Source organism: Methylobacterium sp. A54F (genome assembly GCF_053346035.1).
The window spans coordinates 26,624-51,381 of the sequence record NZ_JBKFBF010000022.1 but is presented as its reverse complement, the minus strand read 5'-3'; the positions used below and the strand labels follow the sequence as shown (position 1 = coordinate 51,381).

Here is a 24,758-nt window from a genome sequence, read left to right as displayed (position 1 = left end):
CGTTGGGGTTGAACACCAGCGCGCCGGGGTTCACGCCGCCGCCCGCCACCGTGGCGAAGGCGAAGCGGTTGCGGTTGCGCCCGAAGTCGACGTACTGCGCGTCGGCCTCGACGCCGATCACCACGCCCGAGCCCGGGGTGAACTGGTAGTTGTAGCCGATCTGGCCACCGCCGACGAAGCCCTCGTTGTTGTTGCGGTTGCCGAAGGCGACGACGCCCGCGGCCGGGGCGCCGGCGGCGGTGCGGAACAGGCTGCCGGCGGTGGTGGCGCCGGCGGGCACGCCGATCACGGTCGGGGCGCGGTCGTCCTGAGTGCCGAAGCCGTAGCCGGCGTTGAAACCGGCGTAGAAGCCCGTCCAGGTGAACACCGGCACCGGCTGGAACACCGGCGGCGGCGCGGCGCGGCGCGGAAGATCCGCCGCAAAGGCGCTGCCGGCGAAGGCGACACCGGCGACAGCGGTCGCGGCGCGAAGAATGGCTTTCATGGTCTGGTCCTCTTCAACTCACGAGTACGGGCAGGCCGTTTCGGCTTCAGGCCCGTACGAGTTCCCCGTTCTAGGTCAGCAGTCCCTGAGATGTTGTTGCAGGGCGACCACGCCGACCGCATCGAACGCGGCCCCTTTATGGCGTCGATCGCCTTAATGCTCCCCTGGCTACCTGACCTTCAAAACGCGAACGAACGGCCAAGGTTCAGTTACGGCCACGCTTTTTCGGCCTCATGGTTAATGACAAGTTGTCGCAGGGGGCTTGCCGAAATGTGGCGCTCACGGCGCGAGCGCGATGGCGGAAATCAGCCGCCCGTAATCGGGTTCGGCCCGGTGGGTGCTGCGCCGGTAGCTGTAGAAGCGTTCCGGATCTGCGTAGGTGCACAGGCCGAGGCTCGTGGCCTCCGCGATGCCGGCCTCGGCGAGGCGGCCCAGGATGAAGCCCGGCAGATCGAACTGGGCGTGACCCTCGCGGGTGCCCGGCGCCAGGAACCGCTCGGCCTCCGGCACCTCCTGCCGGAACCGGGCCAGGAAGTCCGGCCCGACCTCGTAGGCCGCCTGCGCGATCGTCGGGCCCAGCACGGCGACAATCCGGCGCCGCTCCGCGCCGAGGCTCTCCATGGCGGCGACGGTAGCCTCGACGACGCCTCCGAGCGCCCCCTTCCAGCCCGCGTGCGCCGCGCCGACGACGCGGTTCTCGGGATCCGCGAACAGGATCGGCCCGCAATCGGCGGTGGCGATGCCGAGCGCGAGGCCGGGCACACGTGTCACCATGCCGTCGGCCTTCGGTCGCTCGGCCAGGGGGAACGGCGCCTCCACCACCACGACATCCGCCGAATGCACCTGATAGAGGCTGACGAGATGGGTGTCCGGCAGACCGAGCTGCGCCGTCATGCGAGCCCGGTTCGCGACGATGTCGTCCGGCGCGTCGCCGGAGCCGAGCCCGCCGTTCAGGCTCGCGTAGAGCCCCTGCGAGACGCCGCCCTCGCGCGTGAAGAAGGCGTGCCGCAGGTAGGCGTGGGAGCTGAGTTCCGGCGCTTCGATGAACATGGCGGGCTCCTGGTGAAACGCGGCGAGCGATAGCGGAACCGCCGGCCCGAAGCGACGGCGAACCATGCTCGCGCGTGACTGGAACCCGGAGGCGGGGGCGCGAATTCTGAAATCCGCTCATCCCGGCACGCGCCGGATCCATGCATAGGAGGCAGTCCGATGCCGCAGACGATCAAGCCCGACCGTCCGATCTGGCCCTCGGTCCCCGAACCCGACCGCGGCGGCGCCCCGCAGCCCGGCACCGGCAGCCGGGAGATGCGGCCAGGCTCCGAGTCGCAGAAGCCGACCGCGTCGACACCGACCGCCGCCGGCCAGGGCTTCGGCACTTTCGCGGGCTGACGTGGGCCGTTGCGGCCAGTAGGACGCCGGATCCAGGCGCCCTGCTCAGCCGGCGGCGGGTGCGAAACCCGGGAGCGCGCCGAGGCCCGGCGCGCTCACCGCCATCACCTTGAACAGGCGGCCCATGCCGGTACCGGGCCGCACCGCGTCGATCGCGGCAGCTCCCTCTGGATCCCCAACGTGTTCGGACGTCAAACGTGCGACGGCCGCGTCGATCGCCGCGCTTTGCTCCGGGCCGGCGCCCGCCTTGAGGCGCGCTGCCCGCTCCCGGAGCCCGAGGGCGAACAGGAAATCGCGCTGCTCGACCGGGCCCTGCACGACAGCGCCGGCACCGGTCGCCGCGCGTGCCAGCGCCGGGAAGTCGACGTGCACGGTGAGATCCGCCTCGCCCGGCGCGGCGAGCGGATCCGCGAAGCGGTGTCGCGAGAGCGCCTGGAGCGTGTCCCCGAAACCCGGCGTCGCGTGACCGTAGTCGATGAGCAGCATCGCGCCGCCCCGGGCCGCGACCTGCGCGGCGAGCCGCCGTGTCAGGTCGAGGGCGGCCCCCGGAAGCGTCATCAGCACGCCCTCCGGTGCCTCCGCAGTCAGGGCTCGGGTCGGCTCGGGGGCGAGGCCGAAGGTCAGGCGCCCCTCGGCGTCGAGGCCGACGACGCGCTCGAACCAGAGTCCGCCGCGCCGGGCGAACTGGCGCACCGGCAGGCAGTCAATGAACTCGTTGGCGACGACGAGCATCGGGCCGTCCGGCAAGGTCTCGGGGCTCGTGTGCCAGTGGGGCGCGGACGCCGCGAGGGCTTGCGCCTGCGCGGCCCGAAGGATCGGGCTCGTCTCGACGAGGTGCAGGTCGAACGCCGTGTCACGCGCCGCGACGCGGAGCGCGCGCAGCGCATCGCTCATCAGGGTGCCGCGGCCGGGCCCGAGCTCCAGGAGATTCAGCCGTGCCGGCACGCCCATCATCGCGGTGACCGCAGCGACCCAGATGCCGATCAGTTCGCCGAACATCTGGCTGATCTCGGGCGCCGTCGTGAAGTCCCCCCGCGCGCCGAGGGGATCGCGCGTGCGGTAGTAGCCGTGGACCGGGTGTCCGAGGCACAGCGCCATGTAGCGGTCGATGCCGATCGGCCCGGTCTCGCGGATCAGCGTCGCGATCTCGACCCCGAGCGGGTTCACGCCTTCACAGCCTCGCCCTCGGGCGCCTCCTCGATGGGCCGGCGCGGCCGCGTCACCCCGCGGGCGGCGAGCACGATGTAGGTGAGCCCGACGAGGGCCATCGGCAGGCAGAGCAGCATGCCCATGGTGACGCCGCCCCCGAGGGGGCCGAGATGCTCGCCGAACAGGAAGCCGAGCTGCCGGTCGGGCTCGCGGAAGAGCTCGCAGAACGTCCGGGTGAGGGCGTAGCCGAGCACGAAGATGCCGCCGAGCAGCCCCGGCTTGCGGAAGCCGAAGCGGCGCGCGCAGAGCGCCATCACGATGAAGAGCAGCAGGCCCTCGGTCGCGGCCTCGTAGAGCTGGCTCGGGTGGCGGGGCAGGGGGCCGCCCGTCGGGAAGACCACCGCGTAGGGGAAGTCCGGCGCCACGCGACCCCAGAGCTCGCCGTTCACGAAGTTGGCGATGCGGCCGAAGAACAGCCCGATCGGCACCACCACGGCACCGAGGTCGAGGAGCGTGTAGCCGTTGAGGCCGCGGGCCCGCGCGAAGATCAGCATCGCCAGGATCGCGCCCAGGAAGCCGCCGTGGAAGGACATGCCGCCATTGCGGATCGCGAAGATCTCGAGCGGGTCGCTGAGGTAGAGCGGCAGATTGTAGAACAGCACGTAGCCGAGGCGCCCGCCCAGGACGACGCCCAGCGCCACCCAGACGATGAGGTCGTCGATGTCGGCGAGGCGTGGGCGGCGCACGACGCCCCAGAGCCGGTCGTCCGCGACGAGGCGTCGGGCGTAGTACCAGCCGCCGACGAGGCCGACGATGTAGGCCAGCGCGTACCACTTGATGGTGATCGGGCCGATGGCGACGGCCACGGGATCGATCGCCGGGAACGGCAGGGCGAGGAGCGGCGGCATGGGCACGGCCTCGGGACAGGGGAGGGCGCATTGCACGCCGGACGGCGCCGGCGTCAAGGCGGGCCGGGTATCGGCGAAAGGGGGCGGCGGCGTGGCGGACGCTCAGCCGACCGGGGGCAGCAGGAGGAGGCCGTGGCCGTCCGGGCCCTCCGCGTAGGCGACGGCGCCGGCCTCGGAGCGGTGCACCGGGTAGCCGGCATGGGCGATCGCCGCGGCGGCCGCATCCACGTCGCGTACGGCGAGGACGAGGCGGGAGGTGGCGCGGTCGCGGGGGCCGTAGGGCGACGGGCTCGGGCGGGACGTCCCGGGGCTGCGGTAATGCAGCAGTTCGAGGTGCGGTGTCCGGCGCGTGTCCGGCCGCAGTCCGACGACGTCCACGAGGGTGTCCGGCACGCCGTCGAGCCGCGCCTGCTCGGGCCCGCGGTTGAGACCGCGCTGAACGACGCGGAATCCGAGGACGTCACCGAAGAACCTCAGCGCCGCGTCGACGTCCGTCACCGTGATGGCGGAATGGTCGATCCCGAGGAACAGGCCGGGATGGTCCCGCCAGGTCTCGGCCGGGGGGCCGCCGGGGAAGTGGATCAGTTCCACCGGGTGCCCGTCGGGGTCGCGGAACTTGAAGGCGGTGACGCCGCCGGAGGCGGGGGGCAGGACCTCCGGGCCGCCCGTGCTGATCCGGCCCGGCGACACACGGGCAAGTTGCGCCGCCGCGGCGGCCATGTCGCGCACCGGAATCGCGACGTGCTGGAAGAACGGGTCCGTGGCGAGCGGTCCCTCGGGGTAGGGGGCACCCGGCGGATCGAAGGCCAGGAACGCCAGCATCTGGCCGCCGAGGCGCATCCGCAGGCGCACGGCCCGGGCGCCGGGCAGGCCGAGCGCCTGCAGCACCGGCGGCGGCACCGGCTCGGGGCCGCCGAGCGCCGTGAAGCCGAGGCCGTCGCGGTAGAACGCCTCCGTGCGGGCGAGGTCGGCGACCGTGCGGCTCACCGCGACGACGGCCTGGGCGAGCGGCCGGCTCACAGGAGCCGCGCCCCGCGCACGTTGACGTAGATGGCGTAGAGGGTGTGGGAGGCGCACAGGAAGAGCCGGCTGAGGTGGCGCCCGCCGAAGGCGAGGTTCGAGACCGTGGCGGGCACGCGGATCTTGCCGATCAGCCCGCCCCCGGGGTCGATGCAGTGCACGCCGTCGCCAGCGCTCGACCAGACCCGGCCGTCCTCGTCCACCCGGAAGCCGTCGGCGAAGCCGGGCTCGACGGTGTGGAACACCGCCCCGCCGGAGAGGCGCCCGTCCTCCGCGACGGCGAAGGCGCGGATGTGCTGCACCGGGGCCTGCGCGAACTGCAGGCCGCTCTCGGCGATGTAGAGGCGGCGCTCGTCCGGCGAGAAGGCGAGGCCGTTCGGGCCCGCGAAGTCGTCGGCGACGATCCGCAGCGAGCCGTCCCGGGGGTCGAACCGGTAGACCCGCGCCGGCAACTCGGATTCCTGCTTGCCGCCCTCGTAGTCCGTCTGGATGCCGTAGGGCGGGTCGGTGAACCAGATCGTGCCGTCCGACTTGCAGACGATGTCGTTCGGGGAGTTGAGCCGCCGGCCCTCGTAGCGGTCCGCCAGCACCGTGACGGTGCCGTCGAGCTCGGTCCTGGCGATGTGCCGGCCGCGGTGGGCGCAGGAGAGGAGGCGGCCCTGCCGGTCGCGGGCATGCCCGTTCTCGAAGGCGCCGCCCTCCCGGAAGACCGTGAGGCCGCCGTGCTCGCTCCAGCGCATCACCCGGTTGTTCGGCAGGTCGGAGAACAGCAGCTCGTCGCGGTCGCCGAACCAGACCGGCCCCTCGCACCAGCGGAACCCCTCCGCCAGCCGCTCGAGCGGCGCGTTCGGCAGGACCAGATGCCGGAAGCGCGGGTCGCAGATCTCGAACCCGTCCATGCCGCGATCCTCAGGTGAAGCGGCCGGGCCGGTCGACGGTCGGCGTCACGTCGAGGCCGACCACCATCATCGTGCAGGGCACGTCCCCGACCGTGCCCGAGAGGTGGCCCTTCCGCCCGTCGCGCACCCGGGTGTTCTGGTCCTCGCCGAACATCAGCTCGCCGGGCCCCATCTCGACGCGGGTCCCGTCCATGGTCTCCACGAACCAGCGGCCGGTGAGCACCGCGATCCATTGCGGCTTCGGGTTCTCGTGCCAGTCGCCGACCCAGCCGACGGGCAGCACCGTGAAGGTGACGCCCGCCTGCGCGGGGTCCTGCCTGTCGTTCCATTGCGGCGCGACCTCCGGGTTGATGCCCGCGAGCGCGAAGTCCGTGAGCGTGAAGCGGGCCTGCCGGCTCACTCCCTCCGGGTCGGTGTAGACGTGCCAGTAGGGCATGGTGGGTTTCTCGGCGGGCGTCCCGCCGGCATCGCCTTCCGCGTTCGGCATGGTGCAGTCCTCCTATCGGACGGTGGCGGCCGGCGCCGCCTGCGGCCCCGTGGAGAGGGGGTGGGCGACGACCTCGCCGGCCGGCGCGTAGGCGCCGCCGATCACCACGAGGAGAAGCCCGCCCACGAGGCCGAAGTTCTTGAAGAAGTCCCAGAAGTGGGCGCGGCCCTCGCCGGCGCGCGACCAGAAGCGCGGGTACTCCCAGAAGCGGTGGAACAGCACGGCCGTGACCGCGCAGAAGCCCGCGAGCACGAAGGCCGCGGCCCGGTCCCACCAGCCGAACACGATCATCACCGGCGTCGCCGCCTCCACGACGATGCCGAGGACGAGGAGCAGGGCGGGGAACGGCAGCGGCCCGGAGGCGGCCTGCTGCATCGCCTCGTCCCAGTGAACGACCTTGTCGTAGGCACTCAGCGGGAACATGCAGACGAGGCAGATCTTGGCGAGGAGCGGCACCGCCGCGAGGTCGAGCCAGCTCATCGGTACGGTGCGTCCTTCGTGCGTCCCGGGCATCGGGCGGGCGCCTCGGGCGATGCCCGCGGCGGCAACGCCCGGCCGCACCGGGGGTTGCGCCACCCGCCGGACAACACGGCACGATCCTGTGAGTTGTGCAACGCGGAACGGCGGCGGCGGCCTCACGTTGGCGCACGCACATCGTGCCGGATGCCGCCGAGGATTTTCCGATGGCCGAGGATCATATGGCCCAGACTCAGGCGGCTCACGACCACTACGACGTCATCGTCATCGGCTCGGGGCCGGGCGGCGGCTCGCTGACCAGCCGCCTCGCCCGCACCGGCAAGCGCATCCTGCTCCTGGAGCGCGGCGACTACCTGCCCCGCTCGCAGGACAACTGGAACGCCAGGACGGTGTTCGTGGACGGGGCCTACCAGGCCCGGGAGACCTGGTACGGGGGCGACGGGAAGCCCTTCAGCCCGGCGCTCCACTACTACGTGGGCGGGAACTCGAAGGTCTACGGCGCGGCCCTGTTCCGCCTGCGCGAGCGCGACTTCGAGGCGGTGCGCCACGTCGACGGGATCTCCCCGGCCTGGCCGGTCTCCTACGCCGCGTTCGAGCCCTTCTACGCCGAGGCCGAGCGGCTCTTCGCGGTGCACGGCACCCGCGGCGAGGATCCGGGCGAGCCCTGGTCGAGCGGCCCCTACGACCACCCGGCGGTGAGCCACGAGCCGCGCATCCAGAAGCTCTCCGACGACTGGACCCGACTCGGCCTGAACCCGTTCCACCTGCCGCTCGGGATCAAGCTCGACGAGCGCGACGGGCGCCCGACGCCGACGAGCATCTGCATCCGGTGCGACGCCTTCGACGGCTTCCCGTGCCTCCTCAACGGCAAGGCGGACGCGCAGGTGATGACCGTCGACCCGACGCTCGCCCGGCACGACACCGTGACGCTCCTCGTGAACGCCTACGTCTCGCGCCTGGAGACCGACCCGGCGGGGCGCACGGTGACGGGGGTGCACGTCACCCGTGAGGGCCGGGAGGAGCGCTACTCGGCCGACATCGTGGTGGTGGCCTGCGGCGCACTGTCGTCGGCGCTGCTGTTCCTGCGCTCGGCCAGCGCCGCGCACCCGAACGGGCTGGCCAACGGCTCGGACCAGGTGGGGCGCAACTACATGCGCCACAACATGTCGGTGCTGATGGCGCTCTCGAAGGAGGTGAACGACACCGTCTTCCAGAAGACGCTCGCGCTCTCGGACTTCTACTTCGAGTCAAAGGACTGGGAGTACCCGATGGGGCTGATCCAGATGTGCGCCAAGACGCACCCGGACCAGATCCGCGGCGAGGAGTTCCCGAAATGGACGGGTTTCCTGCCCGACGCGCCCTTCAACCTCGTGGCGCGCCACTCCATGGACTTCTGGCTGCAGAGCGAGGATCTGCCCCACCCCGACAACCGCGTCTTCATCGACCGGGACGGCCGCACCGTCCTCGACATCGAGCAGAACAACCGCGAGGCCCACGACCGGCTGCGCGGCAAGCTCTCCGAACTGCTGGAGCCGGGCGGCGCCTACACCTACCTGTTCGAGCGCTCGCTCTACCTCGGCAAGAACATCCCGCTCTCGGGCACCGCGCACCAGGCTGGGACCCTGCGCTTCGGCACCGATCCGAGGGCGAGCGTCCTCGATCTGAACTGCAAGGCCCACGAGCTCGACAACCTCTACGTGACGGATGCGAGCTTCTTCCCCTCGATCGGCGCCGTGAACCCGACGCTGACCATCGTCGCCAACGCGCTGCGGGTGGCCGCGCACCTGGAGGAGCGGCTGCGATAGGGCGACGCCGGAAGGCTCGGCGATCCCTGGAGGCCTCCTTCGAGGCCCCCTGACGGGGGCGCCTCAGGATGAGGTGGGAGGGTGGGAGAACCCGTCCTTTCCCCAACCCACTCGCCTCATCCTGAGGTGCGGAGCGCAGCGCAGCCTCGAAGGAGGGCTCCAGCTCCCGCGCGATCCCTGGAGACCTCCTTCGAGGCCCCCTGACGGGGGCACCTCAGGATGAGGCGGGAGGGTGGGAGAACCCGTCCTTTCCCCAACCCACTCACCTCATCCTGAGGTGCGAAGCGAAGCGAAGCCTCGAAGGAGAGCTCCAGCTCCCGCGCGATCCCTGGAGGCCTCCTTCGAGGCCCCCTGCGGGGGCGCCTCAGGATGAGGTGGGAGGGTGGGAGAAGCCGTCCTTTCCCCAACTCACTCACCTCATCCTGAGGTGCGAAGCGGAGCGAAGCCTCGAAGGAGGCCTCCAGGAATCTCCGAACCCTCCGGAGACCGCCCCCTCACACGCGTGCCGGGCGGCGGGGCATCCGGAAGGGCAGCATCAGGCGCACCAGCGGGTTGCGGAAGCGGTCGAGGGAGAGGCTCTCGTGCATGGCCTGCACGGGCTCGCCGCCGAGCGTCGCGGCCAGGAGCGAGCGGCTGTAGAACGGCGTGTCCTCGAAGGTGCGCAGCACCCGCGCGCGGCCGTCGTCGCTCCGGGTCGGGCGGCGCATGCGCCAGAGGCCGGTGGGCGGAACCGCGGCGGCGAGCGGCGGGCGGATGTCGCGACGGGCGCCCGAGCGGTCGAAGCGCAGCGACAGGTTCTGGCCCGAGCCGTCGCGGCGGCGCACGTCGTAGAGGATGGCGGCGCCGTCCGGCAGGTCCGCGCGGCACCAGCTCCAGTCCGAAAAATCCTCCTCCAGGCGGCGGTCGCCGTGGTTGGTGTCGAAGTAGGCAGTGCCCGACCAGGACAGGGCGGGCTCGCTCAGCGCCACCTCGACCGGCGAGGAGGGCGCCATCGGCCACCAGCGGTGGCCGCCCCCGGCATCGAGGTGGAACGGGCCGCCGGTGATGCCCGGGGGGTGCAGCCGCACGGTGCCGCGGACCCGGCGCGGCAGGGGCGCGCCGACCTCGTCGAGGCGGATGGTGAGGGTTGTGCCGTCCCACGCCATCGCGCTCGGCCCGATGGCGATGTGGTGCGCGTCCCGCGAGAGGGAGCGGCCGTCCCGCTCCGTCATGCAGAAGCGGCCCCGGGCGCCGTAGAGCACCACGTTCATGGCGCAGTGCGCGAACGGGTCCTGGGCGGGGTCCCAGGCGTAGTAGGGCGAGAACACGCTGCCGATGAAGGCGATGATGGTGAGGCCGTGCTGCCCGTCCGCGCTCAGCGCGTCGACGTACCACCAGGCATAGCCGCCGCGGCCCACCGGCGTGTCGAAGTGGGGCGCGCGCTCAGCGCCGCCATCAGGCAATCCGCCGCGATCCGCCCCGACTGCGCCGCCATCGGCACCCCCGGGCCCGGATGCACGCTGCCCCCCGCGAGGTAGAGCCCCGGCAGCCGCGTCCGCGCCCCCGCCCGCTTGAAGGTCGCGCTCCAGCCCTGCGACGCCCGGCCGTAGAGGGCGCCCCCCGTCGCCGGGAACAGGCCCTCGAACTCCGCCGGGGTCGTCGTCACCCCCCCGGGCTCCGCCGCCAGGGACAAGCCGCAGGCCTCGAGCCGCCGCCGCATCGTAGTCTCGCATGTGCCGATCTCCTGGGGCGTCAGCGGCCGCTCGCCCCGGGCGGGGGCGTTGACGAGGCAGAGCAGGCGCTCGGGGGCCATGGCCGCCTCCGCGGCATCGCCCCGATCCTGCGCGCAGACGTAGACGGTGGGGTCCGGCGGCAGCCCGCCGCGGCGGATCGCCTCGAACTCGGCGCGGTAATCGGCCGAGAAGAACACGTTGTGGCGCACCAGCGGGAAGCCCGCGGGCCGCGCGGCGAGGCAGACCGTCACCGCCGAGAGGGAGCGCTCGGCCGGGGACACCGGATCGGCGGCCCGCGCGGCCTCCGGGCCGAACAGCCCCGCGGCGAGCGCCGCCACGTCGGCGTTGGCGACGACGTGCTCGGCCGGGATGCGCTCGCCGTCCGCCGTCATCACGCCGGCGACCCGCCCACCCTCGACTAGGATGCGCGCGGCGTGGCTGCCGTAGCGCAGCCGCGCGCCCTTCGCGCTCGCGAGGTCCGCGACGGCGCCCGCGAGGCGGCTGAGCCCCCCGTCGATCATCCAGACGCCGGCCTGCTCCACGTGGGCGACGAGCATCAGAGTCGCGGGGGCCGAGAACGGCGAGGAGCCGCAATAGGTGGCGTAGCGCCCGAAGAGCTGGCGCAGGCGCGGATCGCGGAAATACTCGCCGAGCGCCCCCCAGAGGGTCGCGAAGGGCTGGATCCGCATGAGCCCGCCGAGGCCGCCGAGGCCGACGCGCCGCCCGAGCTCCACCGGGCTCGGCCGGTCGCCGCGGATGAAGGGCCCCTCCAGCGTCCGGTAGACCTCCGCAGCGCGGGCGCAGAAGCGCCGGTAGCCCTCCGCCTCGCGCGGGCCCGCGAAGGCCGCGATGGCAGCCACCGACGCCTCGATGTCCGCGTGGAGGTCGAGGTGGCCGGTCCCGTCCCAGGCGTGGCGGGCGAGGATGCGGGCGGGGCGCAGGCCGACATGCGCATCGAGGCTGGTGCCGGCCTCGGCGAAGATCTCGTCGAGCACCCAGCGCATCGTGAAGACGGTGGGGCCGGCCTCGATGCGATGATCCCCGACCGGGACCGCGCGCATCTTGCCGCCGGGGGCGGCGGCGCGCTCCAGCACGGTGACGTCGAGGCCCGCATGGGCGAGCCGCAGGGCGGCCACGAGGCCGGCGATGCCGGCGCCGATCACCACGACCCGCTCGGCTCCCGGAACCGCCACGGCTTCCCCTTCGAACGCCACCGGCGCGGCGTTGCGCTCCACCGCGACAAGTGTCAATAATAGATGACAGTCGAGTTTGACAACTCGAAACGACATATCGGGAGGTGACCATGGATGCCGGCGGCCGCATCGAACGCACGCTCGACGTCGCGGTGGCTCACGCGGAGGCGCCGGGTGCGCCGCCCCGCCTCGCGGAGGCGATCCGCTACGCGGTCTTCCCCGGCGGCCACCGGATCCGGCCCCGCCTCTGCCTCGCCGTGGCGGCCGCCTGCGGCGACGACGACCCGGCCGCCGCGGACGCCGCCGCGGCCGCGATCGAGCTCCTTCACTGCGCCTCCCTCGTCCACGACGACCTGCCCTGCTTCGACGACGCCGAGACGCGCCGGCAGAAGCCCGCGGTCCACGTCGCCTTCGGCGAGCCGCTGGCCGTGCTCACCGGCGACGCGCTGATCGTGCTCAGCTTCGAGACCCTGGCGCGGGGCGCGGCTCGCAGCCCGCAGCGCCTCGCCGCCCTGATCGGCCTCGTCGCCCGCGCGGCCGGCTCGCCCGCCGGCATCGTGGCGGGGCAGGCCTGGGAATCGGAGCCGGAGGTGGCGCTCTCGAACTACCAGCAGGCCAAGACCGGGGCCCTGTTCGCCGCCGCGACCGTGGCGGGAGCGGTCGCGGCCGGCGCCTCGCCCCTGCCGTGGCGGCTCCTCGGGGAGTGCCTCGGCGAGGCCTACCAGGTCGCCGACGACCTGCGCGACGTGGCCTGCCGCCAGGAGGAGATCGGCAAGCCGGCGGGGCGCGACGCCACCCTCGGGCGGCCGAACGCGGCCCTCCTCCTCGGGACCGGGGGCGCCCTGGAGCGGCTGCGCCGCCTCGCCCGCGAGGCCATCGAGGTGATTCCCGCCTGCCGCGGCGGCGACGCCCTGCGGGCCGAGATCGCGGCCCAGACGCGGCTGTTCCTGCCGAAGAGCCTCGGCCAGGAGGTGCTCGCCTGACCGGGCCCGCCACCGGGGCCGGGCTCGCCGCGGAGCCCGGCCCCGCCCCGCGCCGCGGCTGGCGCGAGCGCTGGCTCGCCTTCCGCAACGCGCGGGTGGCGAGCCCGGGCTTCCAGCGCTGGGCGGCGGGGTTCCCGCTCACGCGCGGCATCGCCCGGCGCAACACCCGCGCCCTGTTCGACCTGTGCGCGGGCTTCGTCTACGCGCAGGTGCTGCAGGCTTGCGTCCGGCTCGACCTGTTCCGCATCCTGGAGGCCGGCCCGGCCTGCGCGGCGGACCTCGCCCCGCGCCTGCGCCTCGCGCCCGAGCGGGCGGAGTGCCTCCTGCGGGCCGCCGCATCGCTCGACCTCGTCCGGCACTTGGCCGACGGGCGCTACGCGCTGGCCGACCTCGGCGCGGCGCTCCTCGGCAACCCCTCCGTCGCGGCGATGATCGAGCACCACGCGATGCTCTACGACGACCTGCGCGACCCCGTGGCGCTGCTGCGGGGCGAGGGCGGGCCGACGCGGCTCTCCGCCTACTGGCCCTACGCGGAGGCCGCCGATCCCGCCGCGGTCGCGCCCGGCTCGGTCGCGGCCTACAGCGGCCTGATGCGCGCCTCGCAGGCGCTCATCGCCGAGGACGTGCTCGACGCCTACCCGCTCGCCCGCCACGCCTGCCTGCTCGACCTCGGCGGCGGCGAGGGCGCCTTCGTGGAGGCCGCGGCCCGGCGTGCCCCGGCCCTGCGGCTGATGCTCCTCGACCTCGCCCCCGTGGCAGCGCGGGCCGAGGCGCGCCTCGCCGCCCTCGGCCTCGGGCCGCGGGTCACCTGCCACGGCGGCAGCTTCCTCGACGGCGCGCTCCCGCGGGGGGCGGACGTCGTCTCCCTGGTGCGGGTCCTGCACGACCACGGGGACGAGCGCGCCCTCGCCATCCTGCGCGCCGCCCGCGCGGCGCTCCCCCCCGGCGGCACGCTGCTGATCGCCGAGCCCCTGGCCGGCACGCCGGGCGCTGAGCCGATCGGCGACGCCTATTTCGGCTTCTACCTTCTCGCCATGGGCAGCGGGCGCCCGCGCCGGTTCGACGAGGTCGCCGCCCTGCTCCGGCTGGCGGGTTTCGCGGAGCCGCGGGCCCGGGCGACGCGGCGGCCGCTCCTCACCGGGCTGATCACCGCGAACCGTCCACTGTAACCTGTGTAAATTTTACTTGACGCTTCCTAGTGTCATTCTACGATGACGATAACGAGTCTCCAGAGAGAGCCGCAGGGCGGAAAGGCATCGGGTCAGATGGATACGCTCGCTGTCGTTCTCGAAAGACCCGAGCATCTGGCGCTCAACCGCCTGACGCTGACGCCGGCCGCCGAGACCGACGCGGTGGTGGCTGTCACCTGGAGCGGGATTTCCACCGGCACCGAGCGCCTGCTCTGGTCCGGCCGCATGCCGAGCTTCCCCGGCATGGGCTATCCGCTGGTGCCGGGCTACGAGTCGGTCGGCACCGTGATCCAGGCGCGTCCCTCCACGGGGCTCACCGTGGGCCAGACGGTATTCGTGCCGGGCGCCCGCTGCTTCGGCGAGGTGCGCGGCCTGTTCGGCGGCGCCGCCTCCCACCTCGTGGTGCCGGCCGACCGGCTGGTGCCGGTGCCGGACGGCCTCGGCGAGCGGGCGATCCTGATCGCGCTCGCCGCCACCGCCTACCACGCGCTCTCGGGCATCACCCCGGGCGAGCGCAGCCTCATCGTCGGCCACGGCGTGCTCGGGCGGCTCCTCGCCCGCCTCTCGATCCTGGCCGGCGGCGCGCCCACCGTCTGGGAGACCAACGCCGTGCGGGCCCGGGGCTCCTTCGGCTACCCGGTCGTGGCGCCCGAGACCGACGAGCGGCGCGACTACGCGGTGATCACCGACGTCAGCGGCGATTCCGGCCTCCTCGACACCCTCATCGGGCGTCTCGCCCCGGGGGGCGAGATCGTGCTGGCGGGCTTCTACGAGGCGCCGCTCTCCTTCGCCTTCCCGCCCGCCTTCCTGCGGGAGGCCCGCCTGCGGGTCTCGGCCGAGTTCCGGCCCGGCGACCTCGCGGCCGTCACCGCCCTGATCGAGCGCGGCGCCCTCTCGCTCGACGGCCTGATCACGCACCGCCGCCCCGCGGCCGAGGCGGGGCAGGCCTATCGCACGGCCTTCGGAGACCCGGAGTGCCTGAAGATGATCCTCGACTGGAGGGCCGCCCCATGAACATGCACCTCACCGGCGCGGCGCTCCGCGCCGAGGCGGCTCAAGGCCCCGACCCGGTGCCCACCACGGGCGCCAAGGAGACGCAGATCATCGCGATCTACGGCAAGGGCGGCATCGGCAAGTCGTTCACGCTCGCGAACCTCAGCTACATGATGGCCCAGCAGGGCAAGAAGGTGCTGCTGATCGGCTGCGACCCGAAGAGCGACACCACCTCGCTGCTGTTCGGCGGCCGGGCCTGCCCGACCATCATCGAGACCTCGACCAAGCGGAAGCTCGCGGGCGAGCAGGTCGCCATCGGGGACGTCTGCTTCAAGCGCGACGGCGTCTACGCGATGGAGCTCGGCGGGCCGGAGGTCGGGCGCGGCTGCGGCGGGCGCGGCATCATCCACGGCTTCGAGCTCCTGGAGAAGCTCGGCTTCCACGAGTGGGGCTTCGACTACGTCCTGCTCGACTTCCTCGGCGACGTGGTCTGCGGCGGCTTCGGCCTGCCGATCGCCCGGGACATGTGCCAGAAGGTCATCGTCGTCGGCTCGAACGACCTGCAGTCGCTCTACGTCGCCAACAACGTCTGCTCGGCGGTGGAGTACTTCCGCAAGCTCGGCGGCAACGTCGGCGTCGGCGGCCTCGTCATCAACAAGGACGACGGCACCGGCGAGGCCGCGGCCTTCGCCGAGAGCGTCGGCATCCCGGTGCTCGCCTCGATCCCAGCCGACGAGGACATCCGCCGCAAGAGCGCGAACTACGAGATCATCGGCCGGCCGGACGGCCGCTGGGGCCCGCTCTTCTCGGACCTCGCCCGCAACGTCGCCGAGGCGCAGCCGCACCAGCCGGCGCCGCTGACCCAGGACGGCCTGCTCGGCCTGTTCAAGGGCGAGGCGGTGGGCCGCAGCGTCGTGCTGGAGCCGGCCACCATCGAGGACATGTGCGGCGCCTCGATGGTCGCCAAGCCGTCCCTCGAAGTCGTCTACGACGAGGTCTGACGCGCATGGCCGTCACGCTCGACATCAAGGACCTGCGCGCCCGCCGGGAGAAGCCGGCCTCGGCCCTCCAGGCCGAGCAGGCCCCCGAGCAGGCCTCCTCGGAGGCTCTGGCAGGCGCGGCCGGGAGCGTCGACCTCGCCGCGACCCAGGGCGACGGGCTCGGCTGCCACGCCGGCAAGGACAAGCTGCGCCAGGCCGCCGAGGCCGCGGGCATGAGCGAGACCCTGGCGGAGCTCGCCCGCGACTACCCGGCGGGCCCCCACGACCAGCCGCAGAGCATGTGCCCGGCCTTCGGCTCGCTCCGGGTCGGCCTGCGCATGCGGCGCACGGCGACGATCCTCTCGGGCTCCGCCTGCTGCGTCTACGGCCTCACCTTCACGTCGCACTTCTACGGAGCGAAGCGCAGCGTCGGCTACGTGCCCTTCAACTCCGAGACCCTCGTCACCGGCAAGCTGTTCGAGGACATCCGCGACGCCGTCCACGAGACCGCGCGGCCCCAGGATTACGACGCGGTGGTGGTGATCAACCTGTGCGTGCCCACCGCCTCCGGCGTGCCCCTCAGGCTGCTGCCGAAGCAGATCGACGGCGTGCGCATCATCGGCATCGACGTGCCCGGCTTCGGGGTGCCGACCCATGCCGAGGCCAAGGACGTGCTCGCCGGCGCCATGCTGAAGGTCGCCCGCACGGAGGCCGAGCTCGGCCCCGTCGCGGCGCCCCGCCAGGCCCGCTCCGGCCGCCCCACCGTGACGCTCCTCGGCGAGATGTTCCCGGCCGACCCCGTGGTGATCGGCGGGATGCTCGGCGCGATGGGCCTCGATGCCGGCCCCGTGGTGCCGACGCGGGAGTGGCGCGAGCTCTACGCCGCCCTCGACGCCGCGGCCGTGGCGGCGATCCACCCGTTCTACACCGCGTCGCTGCGGGAGTTCGCGGCGGCGGGCCGCCCGGTCGTCGGCTCCGCGCCGGTCGGCCACGACGGCACCGCCGAGTGGCTCGACCGGATCGGCGAGGCCTGCGGCGTCCCCCGCGCCACCGTCGAGGGCGCCAAGAACCGGCTGCTGCCCCCGATCCGCGGAGCGCTCGCCGCCGCGCCGATCCGCGGGCGGATCACCCTGTCGGGCTACGAGGGCTCGGAGCTGCTGGTCGGCCGTCTCCTCGTGGAGAGCGGGGCGGACCTCCGCTACGTCGGCACCGCCTGCCCGCGCACGGCGCATTCCGAGGCGGACCTCGACTGGCTCGAGTCCCGCGGCGTGCAGGTGCGCTACCGGGCCTCCCTCGAGGACGACCTCGCGGCGCTGGCCGAGTTCCGGCCGGACCTCGCCATCGGCACCACGCCGGTGGTGCAGAAGGCCAAGGAGGCCGGCACCCCGGCCCTCTACTTCACCAACCTGATCTCGGCGCGCCCCCTGATGGGGGTGGCGGGCGCGGGCTCCCTCGCACAGGTGGTGAACGGCGCCATCGCCAACCGCGGCCGCTTCGATGCCATGAAGGCCTTCTTCGAGGGCGTCGGGCAGGGCCACGCGGCCGGCATCTGGGAGGACGTGCCGAAGGCCCGCAAGGCCCCCCAGAGCCCCGCCCCGAAGACTGCCGGGAAGCACGCCCACGATCCGATCGGGGAGATGGCCTGATGCTCGTCCTCGATCACGACCGGGCCGGGGGCTACTGGGGCGCGGCCTACGTCTTCACGGCGATCAAGGGCCTGCAGGTCGTCATCGACGGCCCCGTCGGCTGCGAGAACCTGCCCGTCACCTCGGTCCTCCACTACACCGACGCGCTGCCGCCCCACGAGCTGCCGATCGTCGTCACGGGACTCGCCGAGGAGGAGCTCGGGCGGCACGGCACCGAGGGCGCCATGAAGCGGGCGCACGCCACCCTCGACCCGGCCCAGCCGAGCGTCGTCATCACGGGTTCCATCGCCGAGATGATCGGCGGCGGCGTGACACCGGAGGGCACCAACCTCCAGCGCTTCCTGCCCCGCACCATCGACGAGGACCAGTGGCAGGCCGCCGACCGGGCGATGCGCTGGCTCTGGCAGGAATACGGCGCGAAGCGCTTCGCCAAGAAGGGCATCCCGGCCCGCCCCGAGCGCAAGCCCGGCGAGCGGCCGCGGGTCAACATCCTGGGCCCGGCCTACGGCACCTTCAACCTGGCCTCCGACCTCGCCGAGATCCGCCGCCTCGTGGAGGGCATCGGCGCGGAGGTGAACCTCTGCTTCCCCCTCGGCGCACACCTCGCCGACGTGCCGCGCCTCGTGAACGCGGACGCCAACATCTGCCTCTACCGCGAGTTCGGTCGCCTGCTCTGCGAGGACCTGGAGCGGCCCTACCTGCAGGCGCCGATCGGCGTGCTCTCGACGACCAAGTTCCTGCGCACCCTCGGCGAGATCCTCGGCCTCGACCCCGAGCCGTTCATCGAGCGGGAGCGGCACACCACGATCAAGCCGGTCTGGGACCTCTGGCGCTCGGTCACGCAGGACTTCTTCGGCACGGCGAGCTTCGGGATCGTCGCCACCGACACCTACGCCCGAGGCGTGCGCCACTTCCTCGAGGACGAGATGGGGCTGCCCTGCAGCTTCGCGTTCGGGCGCAAGGCCGGGGCGAAGCCCGACAACGCGATGGTGCGCGCCGCCATCGCCGAGCGGCCGCCCCTCGTGCTGTTCGGCTCCTTCAACGAGCGGATGTACGCCGCGGAGGCCGGCGCCCGCGCGGCCTTCGTGCCCGCCTCCTTCCCGGGCGCCATCGTCCGGCGCCACACCGGCACACCGTTCATGGGCTACTCGGGGGCGACCTACCTCGTGCAGGAGGTCTGCAACGCGCTGTTCGACGCGCTCTTCCACATTCTGCCGCTCGCCCGCGACATGGATGCGGTGGAGGCGACCCCGGCCCGGCTCCACCGCGAGCTGCCCTGGGCGGAGACCGCGCAGGCCGACCTCGCGGAGCTCGTCGAGCGCGCCCCCGTGCTCGTGCGGATCTCGCTGGCCAAGCGCCTGCGGGACGCCGCCGAGCGCGAGGCCCGCAGCCTCGGCGCCGAGCGGGTCGAGCCGCCCCACCTCGCCCGCGCCCATTCGGGCGTGACGCTCGGAGCCGCCGCATGAGCGCCGCGCTCTCGATCCCGACGCCCGGCCCCGCCCGCGGGTCCGTGCGCGCCCCCGCCCGCCCCTCAGAAGCCCGCGTTCCGGCCGCGCCCGCGGGTGCGCGCCAGCAGGAGAAGAGACCCATGCGTTCGATGGAAGCGACGTCGCGCCTTCACCGGGAGGGCTTCGAGTTCCGGGTGATCCTGGCCGCGACCTACCCCTTCTTCCTCGCCGCCGCGGTGGCGCAGCGCCTGATGCCGGCGGCCGCCGCGCGGCCCGCCCTCGGCGCCCGCCGCTCCGTCTTCGGGGAGGCCCGCGCCATGGCGATCTCCGCGATCCCCTTCGCCTTCATGGGCTGAGCGGGGCGCCGAGCGATCCGAGATGCTTCCGTCCGATGACACGGGTGGAAGTCCTGCCGTGGCGGGCGGACAGCCACGGCGACACCCGCCGCGCCCGAGGGCGCGGCCAGCGAAGCGGAGGTTTGAACGATGGTCAACGGCGTAGAGAGACCGAGCAGCCTGTCAGGGCTGACGGAACCCGAAGCCAAGGAGTTCCACGCGATCTTCCTGACGAGCTTCATCATCTTCACGGCGATCGCCGTGGTCGCCCACATCCTGGTGTGGATGTGGCGGCCCTGGCTGCCCGGGCCGAAGGGCTACGCGATGCTCGACAGCGTCACGACGGCCGCCCACGGCCTCGTCTCGATGATCTCGTGAGGAGGCGCACATGCACAAGGTTTGGCTTCTGTTCGATCCGCGGCGGACCCTCGTCGCGCTCTTCACCTTCCTGTTCGTCCTGGCGCTGCTGATCCACTTCATCCTGCTCAGCACCGACCGGTTCAACTGGCTGGAAGGCCCGAAGGCGCCGAAGGCCGCGGCGATCACGCTGCAGATCGCGCCGCCGACCCCGGCGTGACGCAGCACGGGCGGAGGGCTCCGGGCGACCGGATCCCCCCGCCCGCCCCCGGCGGCGAACCGGACCCCTTCGCCCAACCACGTCTCGCGCCCGGAGGGCCACCGCCATGGCGATGCTGAGTTTCGAGAAGAAGTACCGCGTCCGCGGCGGCACGCTCGTCGGCGGCGACCTGTTCGATTTCTGGGTGGGGCCGTTCTACGTCGGCTTCTTCGGCGTCACGACGCTGTTCTTCTCGGTGCTGGGCACCGCGCTGATCCTCTACGGCGCCGCGATCGGGCCGACCTGGAACATCTGGCAGATCAACATCGCGCCCCCGGACCTCAAGTACGGCCTGGCGCTTGCGCCCCTGAAGGAGGGCGGGCTGTGGCAGCTCATCACCTTCTGCGCGATCGGGGCCTTCGCGTCCTGGGCGCTGCGCGAGGTGGAGATCTGCCGCAAGCTCGGCATCGGCTACCACGTGCCGTTCGCCTTCTCGGTGGCGATCTTCGCCTACGTGACCCTGGTGGTGATCCGGCCCTTCCTGATGGGCGCCTGGGGCTACGGCTTCCCGTACGGGATCCTGAGCCACCTCGATTGGGTCTCGAACACGGGCTACCAGTACCTGCACTTCCACTACAATCCCGCCCACATGCTCGCCGTGACGTTCTTCTTCACGACGACGCTGGCGCTGGCCATGCACGGCGGCCTGATCCTCGCGGCGACGAACCCGACGCCGGGCGAGACGGTGCGGACGCCGGAGCACGAGGACACCTTCTTCCGCGACACGATCGGCTACTCGATCGGCACGCTCGGCATCCACCGGCTCGGCCTGTTCCTGGCCCTCTCGGCGGGGTTCTGGAGCGCCGTCTGCATCGTCATCAGCGGACCCTTCTGGACCCAGGGCTGGCCGGAATGGTGGGGCTGGTGGCTCAATCTCCCGGTGTGGCGCTGAAGGGGAGGGCACCGCCATGGCATATTATCAGAACATCCTGACCCAGGTTCAGGTCCGCGCGGTCGACCCCGAGATGGGCGTCCCGGTCTCCTCGGGCGACGCGCGCATCGGCAAGCCGTTCCACAGCTACCTGATGGGCCTGATCGGCAACGCGCAGGTCGGCCCGATCTACGCGGGCTACCTCGGGACCCTGTCCTTCGCCTGCGGGCTCATCGCCTTCGAGATCATCGGGCTCAACATGTGGGCCTCGGTGAACTGGGACCCCGTCCAGTTCGTGCGCCAGCTCCCCTGGCTGGCGCTGGAGCCGCCACGCCCGCAATACGGCCTGCGGGTCCTGCCGCCGCTCGCCGAGGGAGGCTGGTGGCTGATCGCCGGCTTCTTCCTCACCGCCTCGATCCTGCTCTGGTGGGTGCGCCTCTACCGCCGCGCCCGGGCGCTCGGCCTCGGCACGCACGTGCCCTGGGCCTTCGCCAGCGCGATCTGGCTCTACCTCGTCCTCGGCTTCATCCGGCCGATCCTGATGGGCTCGTGGAGCGAGGCGGTGCCCTTCGGCATCTTGCCGCACCTTGATTGGACCGCAGCCTTCTCGCTCCGGTACGGCAATCTGTTCTACAATCCGTTCCACATGCTCTCGATCGTCTTCCTCTACGGGTCGACGCTGCTCTTCGCGATGCATGGGGGCACCATCCTGGCCTGCTCCCGGTACGGCGCCGAGCGCGAGATCGACCAGATCGTCGACCGCGGCACCGCCACGGAGCGCGCCGCCCTGTTCTGGCGCTGGACCATGGGCTTCAACGCCACCATGGAATCGGTCCACCGCTGGGCCTACTGGTTCGCGGTCCTGACCACGCTGACCGGCGGCATCGGCATCCTGCTCACCGGCACCGTCGTCGACAACTGGTACCTCTGGGCGGTCAAGCACGGCGTCGCCCCGGCCTACCCGCAGGTCTTCGGCCCCATCGTCGATCCCACCCTCGCCCCCGGAGGAACCCCATGAAGACGCTCCTCGCCGTCGTCGGAGGCGTCCTCGCCCTGTTCCTCACGGTGGCGATGCTCGGCACCGCGGGCTGGACGCGCCCGCCCGTGGACGGCCGCCAGGGCGGCTTCCGCGGCACCGGCATGGACCTCGTGCAGACCCGCGCCAACATCGCGGCCAAGAAGGCCGCGAACGTGGCGCCGACGCCCGCCGACCCGGTGGACGCGGGTGGCGACAAGGCCTCGGCCGTCTACCAGAACGTCAAGGTGCTCGGCGACCTTTCCGCCGAGCAGTTCAACCGGCTGATGGTCTCGATGACCGAGTGGGTCTCGCCCGAGCAGGGCTGCACCTACTGCCACAACACCGAGAACATGGCCGACGACAGCCTCTACCAGAAGCGCGTCGCCCGCCGCATGATCCAGATGGTCCAGCACATCAACAGCGACTGGAAGACGAAGCACGTCGGCGAGGCGGGGGTGACCTGCTACACCTGCCACCGCGGCCAGCCGGTGCCGGCCAACATCTGGTTCGACAAGCCGGGGCCGAGCCCGGGCTTCATCTCCCGCAACAACGGCCAGAACGTCGCCAGCACCGACGTGGGCCTGAGCTCGCTGCCCTACAACATTTACACCGACTTCTACGCCCACAAGGACACGCCCGCGAGCGCGATCCGGGTCAATGCCACGACGGCGCTGCCGGAAACGAAGGGCCGGCCGATCCAGGACGCGGAGAAGACCTTCGGGCTGATGATCAGCATGTCGGAATCGCTCGGTGTGAACTGCACCTACTGCCACAACACCCGCGCGGTGGCGCAGTGGGACCAGAGCACGCCGCAGCGGGTGCTGGCCTGGCACGCGATCCGGATGGTGCGCGACCTCAACGCCGACTACATGACGCCGCTCACCGAGACCTTCCCGGCGAACCGCCTCGGCCCGAAGGGCGACGCCCCGAAGATGAACTGCGCCACCTGCCACAACGGGGCCAGCAAGCCGCTGGGCGGCGCGCACGTGGTGGAGACCTACCCGGAGCTGACCAAGGTGACCGCCAGCGCCGCCCAGACCCCGGCGCCGATGGACCCCGCGCAGCCGGCCCCCGCCGCACCGGCCAACCCTGCACCGGCTGCCCCCGCACCGGCGCCCGCGACGCCGGCTCCGGCCCCGGCGGCGCCCCAGTAGGCCCGACGACGGCCGCGGACCCTCTCCGGAGGGCCCGCGGCCCCCGAGGTTCCGACCGACCCCGCCGCCGGCAGGATCACCTGCACGAGGGCGGGGTTTGGGTCGCGACAACACTATTTGGAAGTCCATCCGCCCGTCCCCGGGCGCCGGCTTAAATCCCGCCGCAATTGCTGGTAGAGTTCACGCCTGGGACCGACCACCGGAAGCCGGCCCCGAGCGGGAGGCGACGGGCCGTGGTCAGGGCTGGTGAGAGGGCCGAGCTCACGGCGGCGCTGGCGCCGTGCCGGGGCGCGCTGGCGGGCGTCGCGGCCATGAGCGGGCTCGTGAACCTGCTCTACCTGACCGGCTCCCTGTTCATGCTCGAGGTCTACGACCGGGTCATCCCGAGCCGGTCGGTGCCGACCCTCGTCGGCCTCGCGATCCTCGTCCTCGTGCTCTACGCCTTCCAGGGCGCCCTGGAGGCCATCCGGGCCCGCGTCCTCGCGCGCATCGGCGCGGCCCTCGACGAGGCGGTGGGGGGCCGGGTCTACGACCTCGTCGTGCGCGCGCCCCTCCGGGGAGCGGGCTCCGGCGCAGGCGACGGCCTGCTGCCCCTGCGCGACCTCGACCAGATCCGGGCGTTCCTGGGCGGCCCCGGGCCCGGCGCCTTCTTCGACCTGCCCTGGATGCCGGTCTACCTCGCCATCTGCTTCCTGTTCCACCCGCTCATCGGCGTCGCGGGGCTCGCGGGCGCGGCGGTGCTGGCGGTGCTCACCCTCGCCACGGAGCGCGCGACGCGCGAGCGGGCCCGCGACGCCACCCGGCACGGCCTGTCCCGCAACGGCCTCGCCGAGGCCGGCCGCCGCAACGCCGAGGTGCTGCACGCGCTGGGCCTGCGCGGGACGCTCGCCCGGCGCTGGGCCACAGCCGACGGCGCCTACCGGGAGGCGCAGCAGCGCGTCGCCGACACCGCGGGCGGCTTCGGGGCCGCCTCGAAGGTGTTCCGCCTCGCCCTGCAATCCGCCACCCTGGCGATCGGCGCCTGGCTGGTGATCCAGGGGGTCGCCAGCGCCGGGATCATCATCGCGGCCTCGATCCTGGTCTCGCGGGCGCTGGCGCCGGCGGAGCTCGCCATCGCCAACTGGAAGAGCTTCGTGCAGGCCCGCCAGGCCTGGGCCCGGCTCGACGCGGCCCTCGCCGCCAACCCGCCCGAGCGCAGCCGCCACGCGCTGCCCGCTCCCGTCGCCTCCCTCGCCGTCGAGGGGCTGGCGGTGGCGCCCCCCGGCAGCCAGCGCCTCGTGGTGCAGGACACGACGCTGACCCTCGCGGCGGGCCAGGGGCTCGGCGTCATCGGCCCCTCGGCCTCCGGCAAGTCGAGCCTCGTCCGGGCGCTGGCGGGGATCTGGCCGGCCGCCCGCGGCAAGGTCCGGCTCGACGGGGCCTCCCTCGACCAGTGGGAGAGCGCCGCGCTCGCCCCCCATCTCGGGCTGCTGCCCCAGGAGGCGGAGCTTCTCGCCGGCACGGTCGCCGAGAACATCGCCCGCTTCCGCCCGGACGCCCCGCCCGCGCAGGTGGTCGCGGCGGCGCAGGCCGCCGGCGCCCACGCGATGATCCTGCGCCTGCCCGAGGGCTACGACACCCGGGTGGGCGAGGGCGGCGCCGGCCTTTCCGCCGGCCAGCGCCAGCGCATCGGTCTCGCCCGCGCCCTCTACGGCGATCCCTTCCTGGTGATCCTCGACGAGCCGAACGCCAACCTCGACAGCGAGGGCGAGAACGCCCTCACCCAGGCGATCCTCGGCGTGCGCCGCCGCGGCGGCATCTGCGTGGTGGTGGCCCACCGCCCGAGCGCGCTGGCGGCGGTGGACCTCGTGCTGGTGATGGCGGAGGGCCGCGTCCAGGCCTTCGGCCCCAAGGACGAGGTGCTCCGGCGCGTCCTGCGCCCCGCCCCGGCCCCCGACGCCGCCCCGGTCCCCGCGCCGATCCTCGCTCCGGCGGGGGACGACCTGCAGGAGCGCGCCTGAG

At 72.9% G+C, this 24,758-nt stretch carries 24 protein-coding genes and 1 pseudogene; 15 read left to right on the top strand and 10 right to left on the bottom strand.

The features are described from left to right. A pseudogene (locus tag ACLBXP_RS24280) lies at positions 1-484 on the bottom strand (porin family protein); the annotation flags it as partial. Positions 485-763: 279 nt separating this feature from the next. Continuing rightward, positions 764-1,534, bottom strand: a complete 771-nt coding sequence (pgeF, locus tag ACLBXP_RS24275; protein WP_447670402.1) for a peptidoglycan editing factor PgeF — start codon at positions 1,532-1,534, stop codon at positions 764-766. Between the two features lie 159 nt (positions 1,535-1,693). On the opposite strand from pgeF, the gene ACLBXP_RS24270 reads away from it, so the two are divergent. After that, positions 1,694-1,873: a hypothetical protein gene (locus ACLBXP_RS24270; protein ID WP_447670401.1), complete on the top strand. Its 180-nt coding sequence runs from the start codon at positions 1,694-1,696 to the stop codon at positions 1,871-1,873. 45 nt (positions 1,874-1,918) lie between these two features. On the opposite strand, the gene ACLBXP_RS24265 is transcribed toward ACLBXP_RS24270, so the two are convergent. The 6 genes from ACLBXP_RS24265 to ACLBXP_RS24240 all read right to left on the bottom strand — a co-directional run bounded on the left by ACLBXP_RS24265 (position 1,919) and on the right by ACLBXP_RS24240 (position 6,816). After that, complete coding sequence (locus ACLBXP_RS24265; protein WP_447670400.1) at positions 1,919-3,040, bottom strand: class I SAM-dependent methyltransferase; 1,122 nt, start codon at positions 3,038-3,040, stop codon at positions 1,919-1,921. Then, entirely contained in the window at positions 3,037-3,930 is an 894-nt protein-coding gene (gene lgt / locus ACLBXP_RS24260) for a prolipoprotein diacylglyceryl transferase (protein WP_447670399.1), read from the bottom strand. The genes ACLBXP_RS24265 and lgt overlap by 4 nt, the downstream gene beginning before the upstream one ends. Positions 3,931-4,032: 102 nt before the next feature. Next, complete coding sequence (locus tag ACLBXP_RS24255) at positions 4,033-4,950, bottom strand: VOC family protein (protein WP_447670398.1); 918 nt, start codon at positions 4,948-4,950, stop codon at positions 4,033-4,035. Continuing rightward, positions 4,947-5,849 carry an SMP-30/gluconolactonase/LRE family protein gene (locus ACLBXP_RS24250; protein ID WP_447670397.1) on the bottom strand — a complete coding sequence of 301 codons (903 nt, stop codon included), beginning with the start codon at positions 5,847-5,849 and terminating at the stop codon, positions 4,947-4,949. The genes ACLBXP_RS24255 and ACLBXP_RS24250 overlap by 4 nt, the downstream gene beginning before the upstream one ends. Before the next feature lie 10 nt (positions 5,850-5,859). Beyond that, the gene (locus ACLBXP_RS24245) at positions 5,860-6,336 is read right to left on the bottom strand and encodes a cupin domain-containing protein (protein ID WP_447670396.1); all 477 of its coding nucleotides are present in this window, start codon (positions 6,334-6,336) and stop codon (positions 5,860-5,862) included. 12 nt (positions 6,337-6,348) lie between these two features. Continuing rightward, positions 6,349-6,816 (bottom strand): DoxX family protein, encoded by a 468-nt coding sequence (locus tag ACLBXP_RS24240; protein WP_447670395.1) that lies wholly within the window; start codon positions 6,814-6,816, stop codon positions 6,349-6,351. 203 nt (positions 6,817-7,019) lie between these two features. On the opposite strand from ACLBXP_RS24240, the gene ACLBXP_RS24235 reads away from it, so the two are divergent. Then, positions 7,020-8,618 carry a GMC oxidoreductase gene (locus tag ACLBXP_RS24235; RefSeq protein WP_447670394.1) on the top strand — a complete coding sequence of 533 codons (1,599 nt, stop codon included), beginning with the start codon at positions 7,020-7,022 and terminating at the stop codon, positions 8,616-8,618. Between the two features lie 494 nt (positions 8,619-9,112). On the opposite strand, the gene ACLBXP_RS24230 is transcribed toward ACLBXP_RS24235, so the two are convergent. After that, on the bottom strand, positions 9,113-9,976 hold the full coding sequence (locus ACLBXP_RS24230; RefSeq protein ID WP_447670406.1) for a carotenoid 1,2-hydratase: 864 nt from the start codon (positions 9,974-9,976) through the stop codon (positions 9,113-9,115). After that, a complete protein-coding gene (crtD, locus tag ACLBXP_RS24225) occupies positions 9,973-11,523 on the bottom strand; it encodes a 1-hydroxycarotenoid 3,4-desaturase CrtD (protein WP_447670393.1) in 1,551 nt (516 codons plus the stop codon). Before crtD ends, ACLBXP_RS24230 begins: the two co-directional genes overlap by 4 nt. A 110-nt stretch (positions 11,524-11,633) precedes the next feature. On the opposite strand from crtD, the gene ACLBXP_RS24220 reads away from it, so the two are divergent. The 13 genes from ACLBXP_RS24220 (at position 11,634) to ACLBXP_RS24160 (ending at position 24,757) form a co-directional block, all read left to right on the top strand. Beyond that, on the top strand, positions 11,634-12,506 hold the full coding sequence (locus ACLBXP_RS24220) for a polyprenyl synthetase family protein (protein ID WP_447670392.1): 873 nt from the start codon (positions 11,634-11,636) through the stop codon (positions 12,504-12,506). After that, positions 12,503-13,675 (top strand): methyltransferase, encoded by a 1,173-nt coding sequence (locus tag ACLBXP_RS24215; RefSeq protein ID WP_447670405.1) that lies wholly within the window; start codon positions 12,503-12,505, stop codon positions 13,673-13,675. The genes ACLBXP_RS24220 and ACLBXP_RS24215 overlap by 4 nt, the downstream gene beginning before the upstream one ends. Positions 13,676-13,771: 96 nt before the next feature. Beyond that, the gene (bchC, locus tag ACLBXP_RS24210; protein WP_447670391.1) at positions 13,772-14,710 is read left to right on the top strand and encodes a chlorophyll synthesis pathway protein BchC; all 939 of its coding nucleotides are present in this window, start codon (positions 13,772-13,774) and stop codon (positions 14,708-14,710) included. Continuing rightward, the gene (locus tag ACLBXP_RS24205) at positions 14,707-15,690 is read left to right on the top strand and encodes a chlorophyllide a reductase iron protein subunit X (RefSeq protein WP_447670390.1); all 984 of its coding nucleotides are present in this window, start codon (positions 14,707-14,709) and stop codon (positions 15,688-15,690) included. The genes bchC and ACLBXP_RS24205 overlap by 4 nt, the downstream gene beginning before the upstream one ends. A 5-nt stretch (positions 15,691-15,695) precedes the next feature. After that, positions 15,696-17,315: a chlorophyllide a reductase subunit Y gene (gene bchY / locus ACLBXP_RS24200; RefSeq protein WP_447670389.1), complete on the top strand. Its 1,620-nt coding sequence runs from the start codon at positions 15,696-15,698 to the stop codon at positions 17,313-17,315. Next, the gene (gene bchZ / locus ACLBXP_RS24195) at positions 17,315-18,781 is read left to right on the top strand and encodes a chlorophyllide a reductase subunit Z (protein ID WP_447670388.1); all 1,467 of its coding nucleotides are present in this window, start codon (positions 17,315-17,317) and stop codon (positions 18,779-18,781) included. Before bchY ends, bchZ begins: the two co-directional genes overlap by 1 nt. 122 nt (positions 18,782-18,903) lie before the next feature. Then, complete coding sequence (locus tag ACLBXP_RS24190; protein WP_447670387.1) at positions 18,904-19,119, top strand: hypothetical protein; 216 nt, start codon at positions 18,904-18,906, stop codon at positions 19,117-19,119. 129 nt (positions 19,120-19,248) lie between these two features. Further along, a complete protein-coding gene (pufB, locus tag ACLBXP_RS24185; protein ID WP_447670386.1) occupies positions 19,249-19,476 on the top strand; it encodes a light-harvesting antenna LH1, beta subunit in 228 nt (75 codons plus the stop codon). A gap of 10 nt (positions 19,477-19,486) precedes the next feature. After that, positions 19,487-19,675: a light-harvesting antenna LH1, alpha subunit gene (gene pufA, locus ACLBXP_RS24180; protein WP_447670385.1), complete on the top strand. Its 189-nt coding sequence runs from the start codon at positions 19,487-19,489 to the stop codon at positions 19,673-19,675. Between the two features lie 106 nt (positions 19,676-19,781). After that, positions 19,782-20,606 carry a photosynthetic reaction center subunit L gene (gene pufL / locus ACLBXP_RS24175; protein ID WP_447670384.1) on the top strand — a complete coding sequence of 275 codons (825 nt, stop codon included), beginning with the start codon at positions 19,782-19,784 and terminating at the stop codon, positions 20,604-20,606. 16 nt (positions 20,607-20,622) lie between these two features. Continuing rightward, on the top strand, positions 20,623-21,603 hold the full coding sequence (pufM, locus tag ACLBXP_RS24170) for a photosynthetic reaction center subunit M (RefSeq protein WP_447670383.1): 981 nt from the start codon (positions 20,623-20,625) through the stop codon (positions 21,601-21,603). Then, on the top strand, positions 21,600-22,757 hold the full coding sequence (pufC, locus tag ACLBXP_RS24165) for a photosynthetic reaction center cytochrome PufC (protein ID WP_447670382.1): 1,158 nt from the start codon (positions 21,600-21,602) through the stop codon (positions 22,755-22,757). Before pufM ends, pufC begins: the two co-directional genes overlap by 4 nt. A gap of 233 nt (positions 22,758-22,990) precedes the next feature. Then, positions 22,991-24,757: a type I secretion system permease/ATPase gene (locus tag ACLBXP_RS24160; RefSeq protein ID WP_447670381.1), complete on the top strand. Its 1,767-nt coding sequence runs from the start codon at positions 22,991-22,993 to the stop codon at positions 24,755-24,757. Position 24,758: the final 1 nt, after the last annotated feature.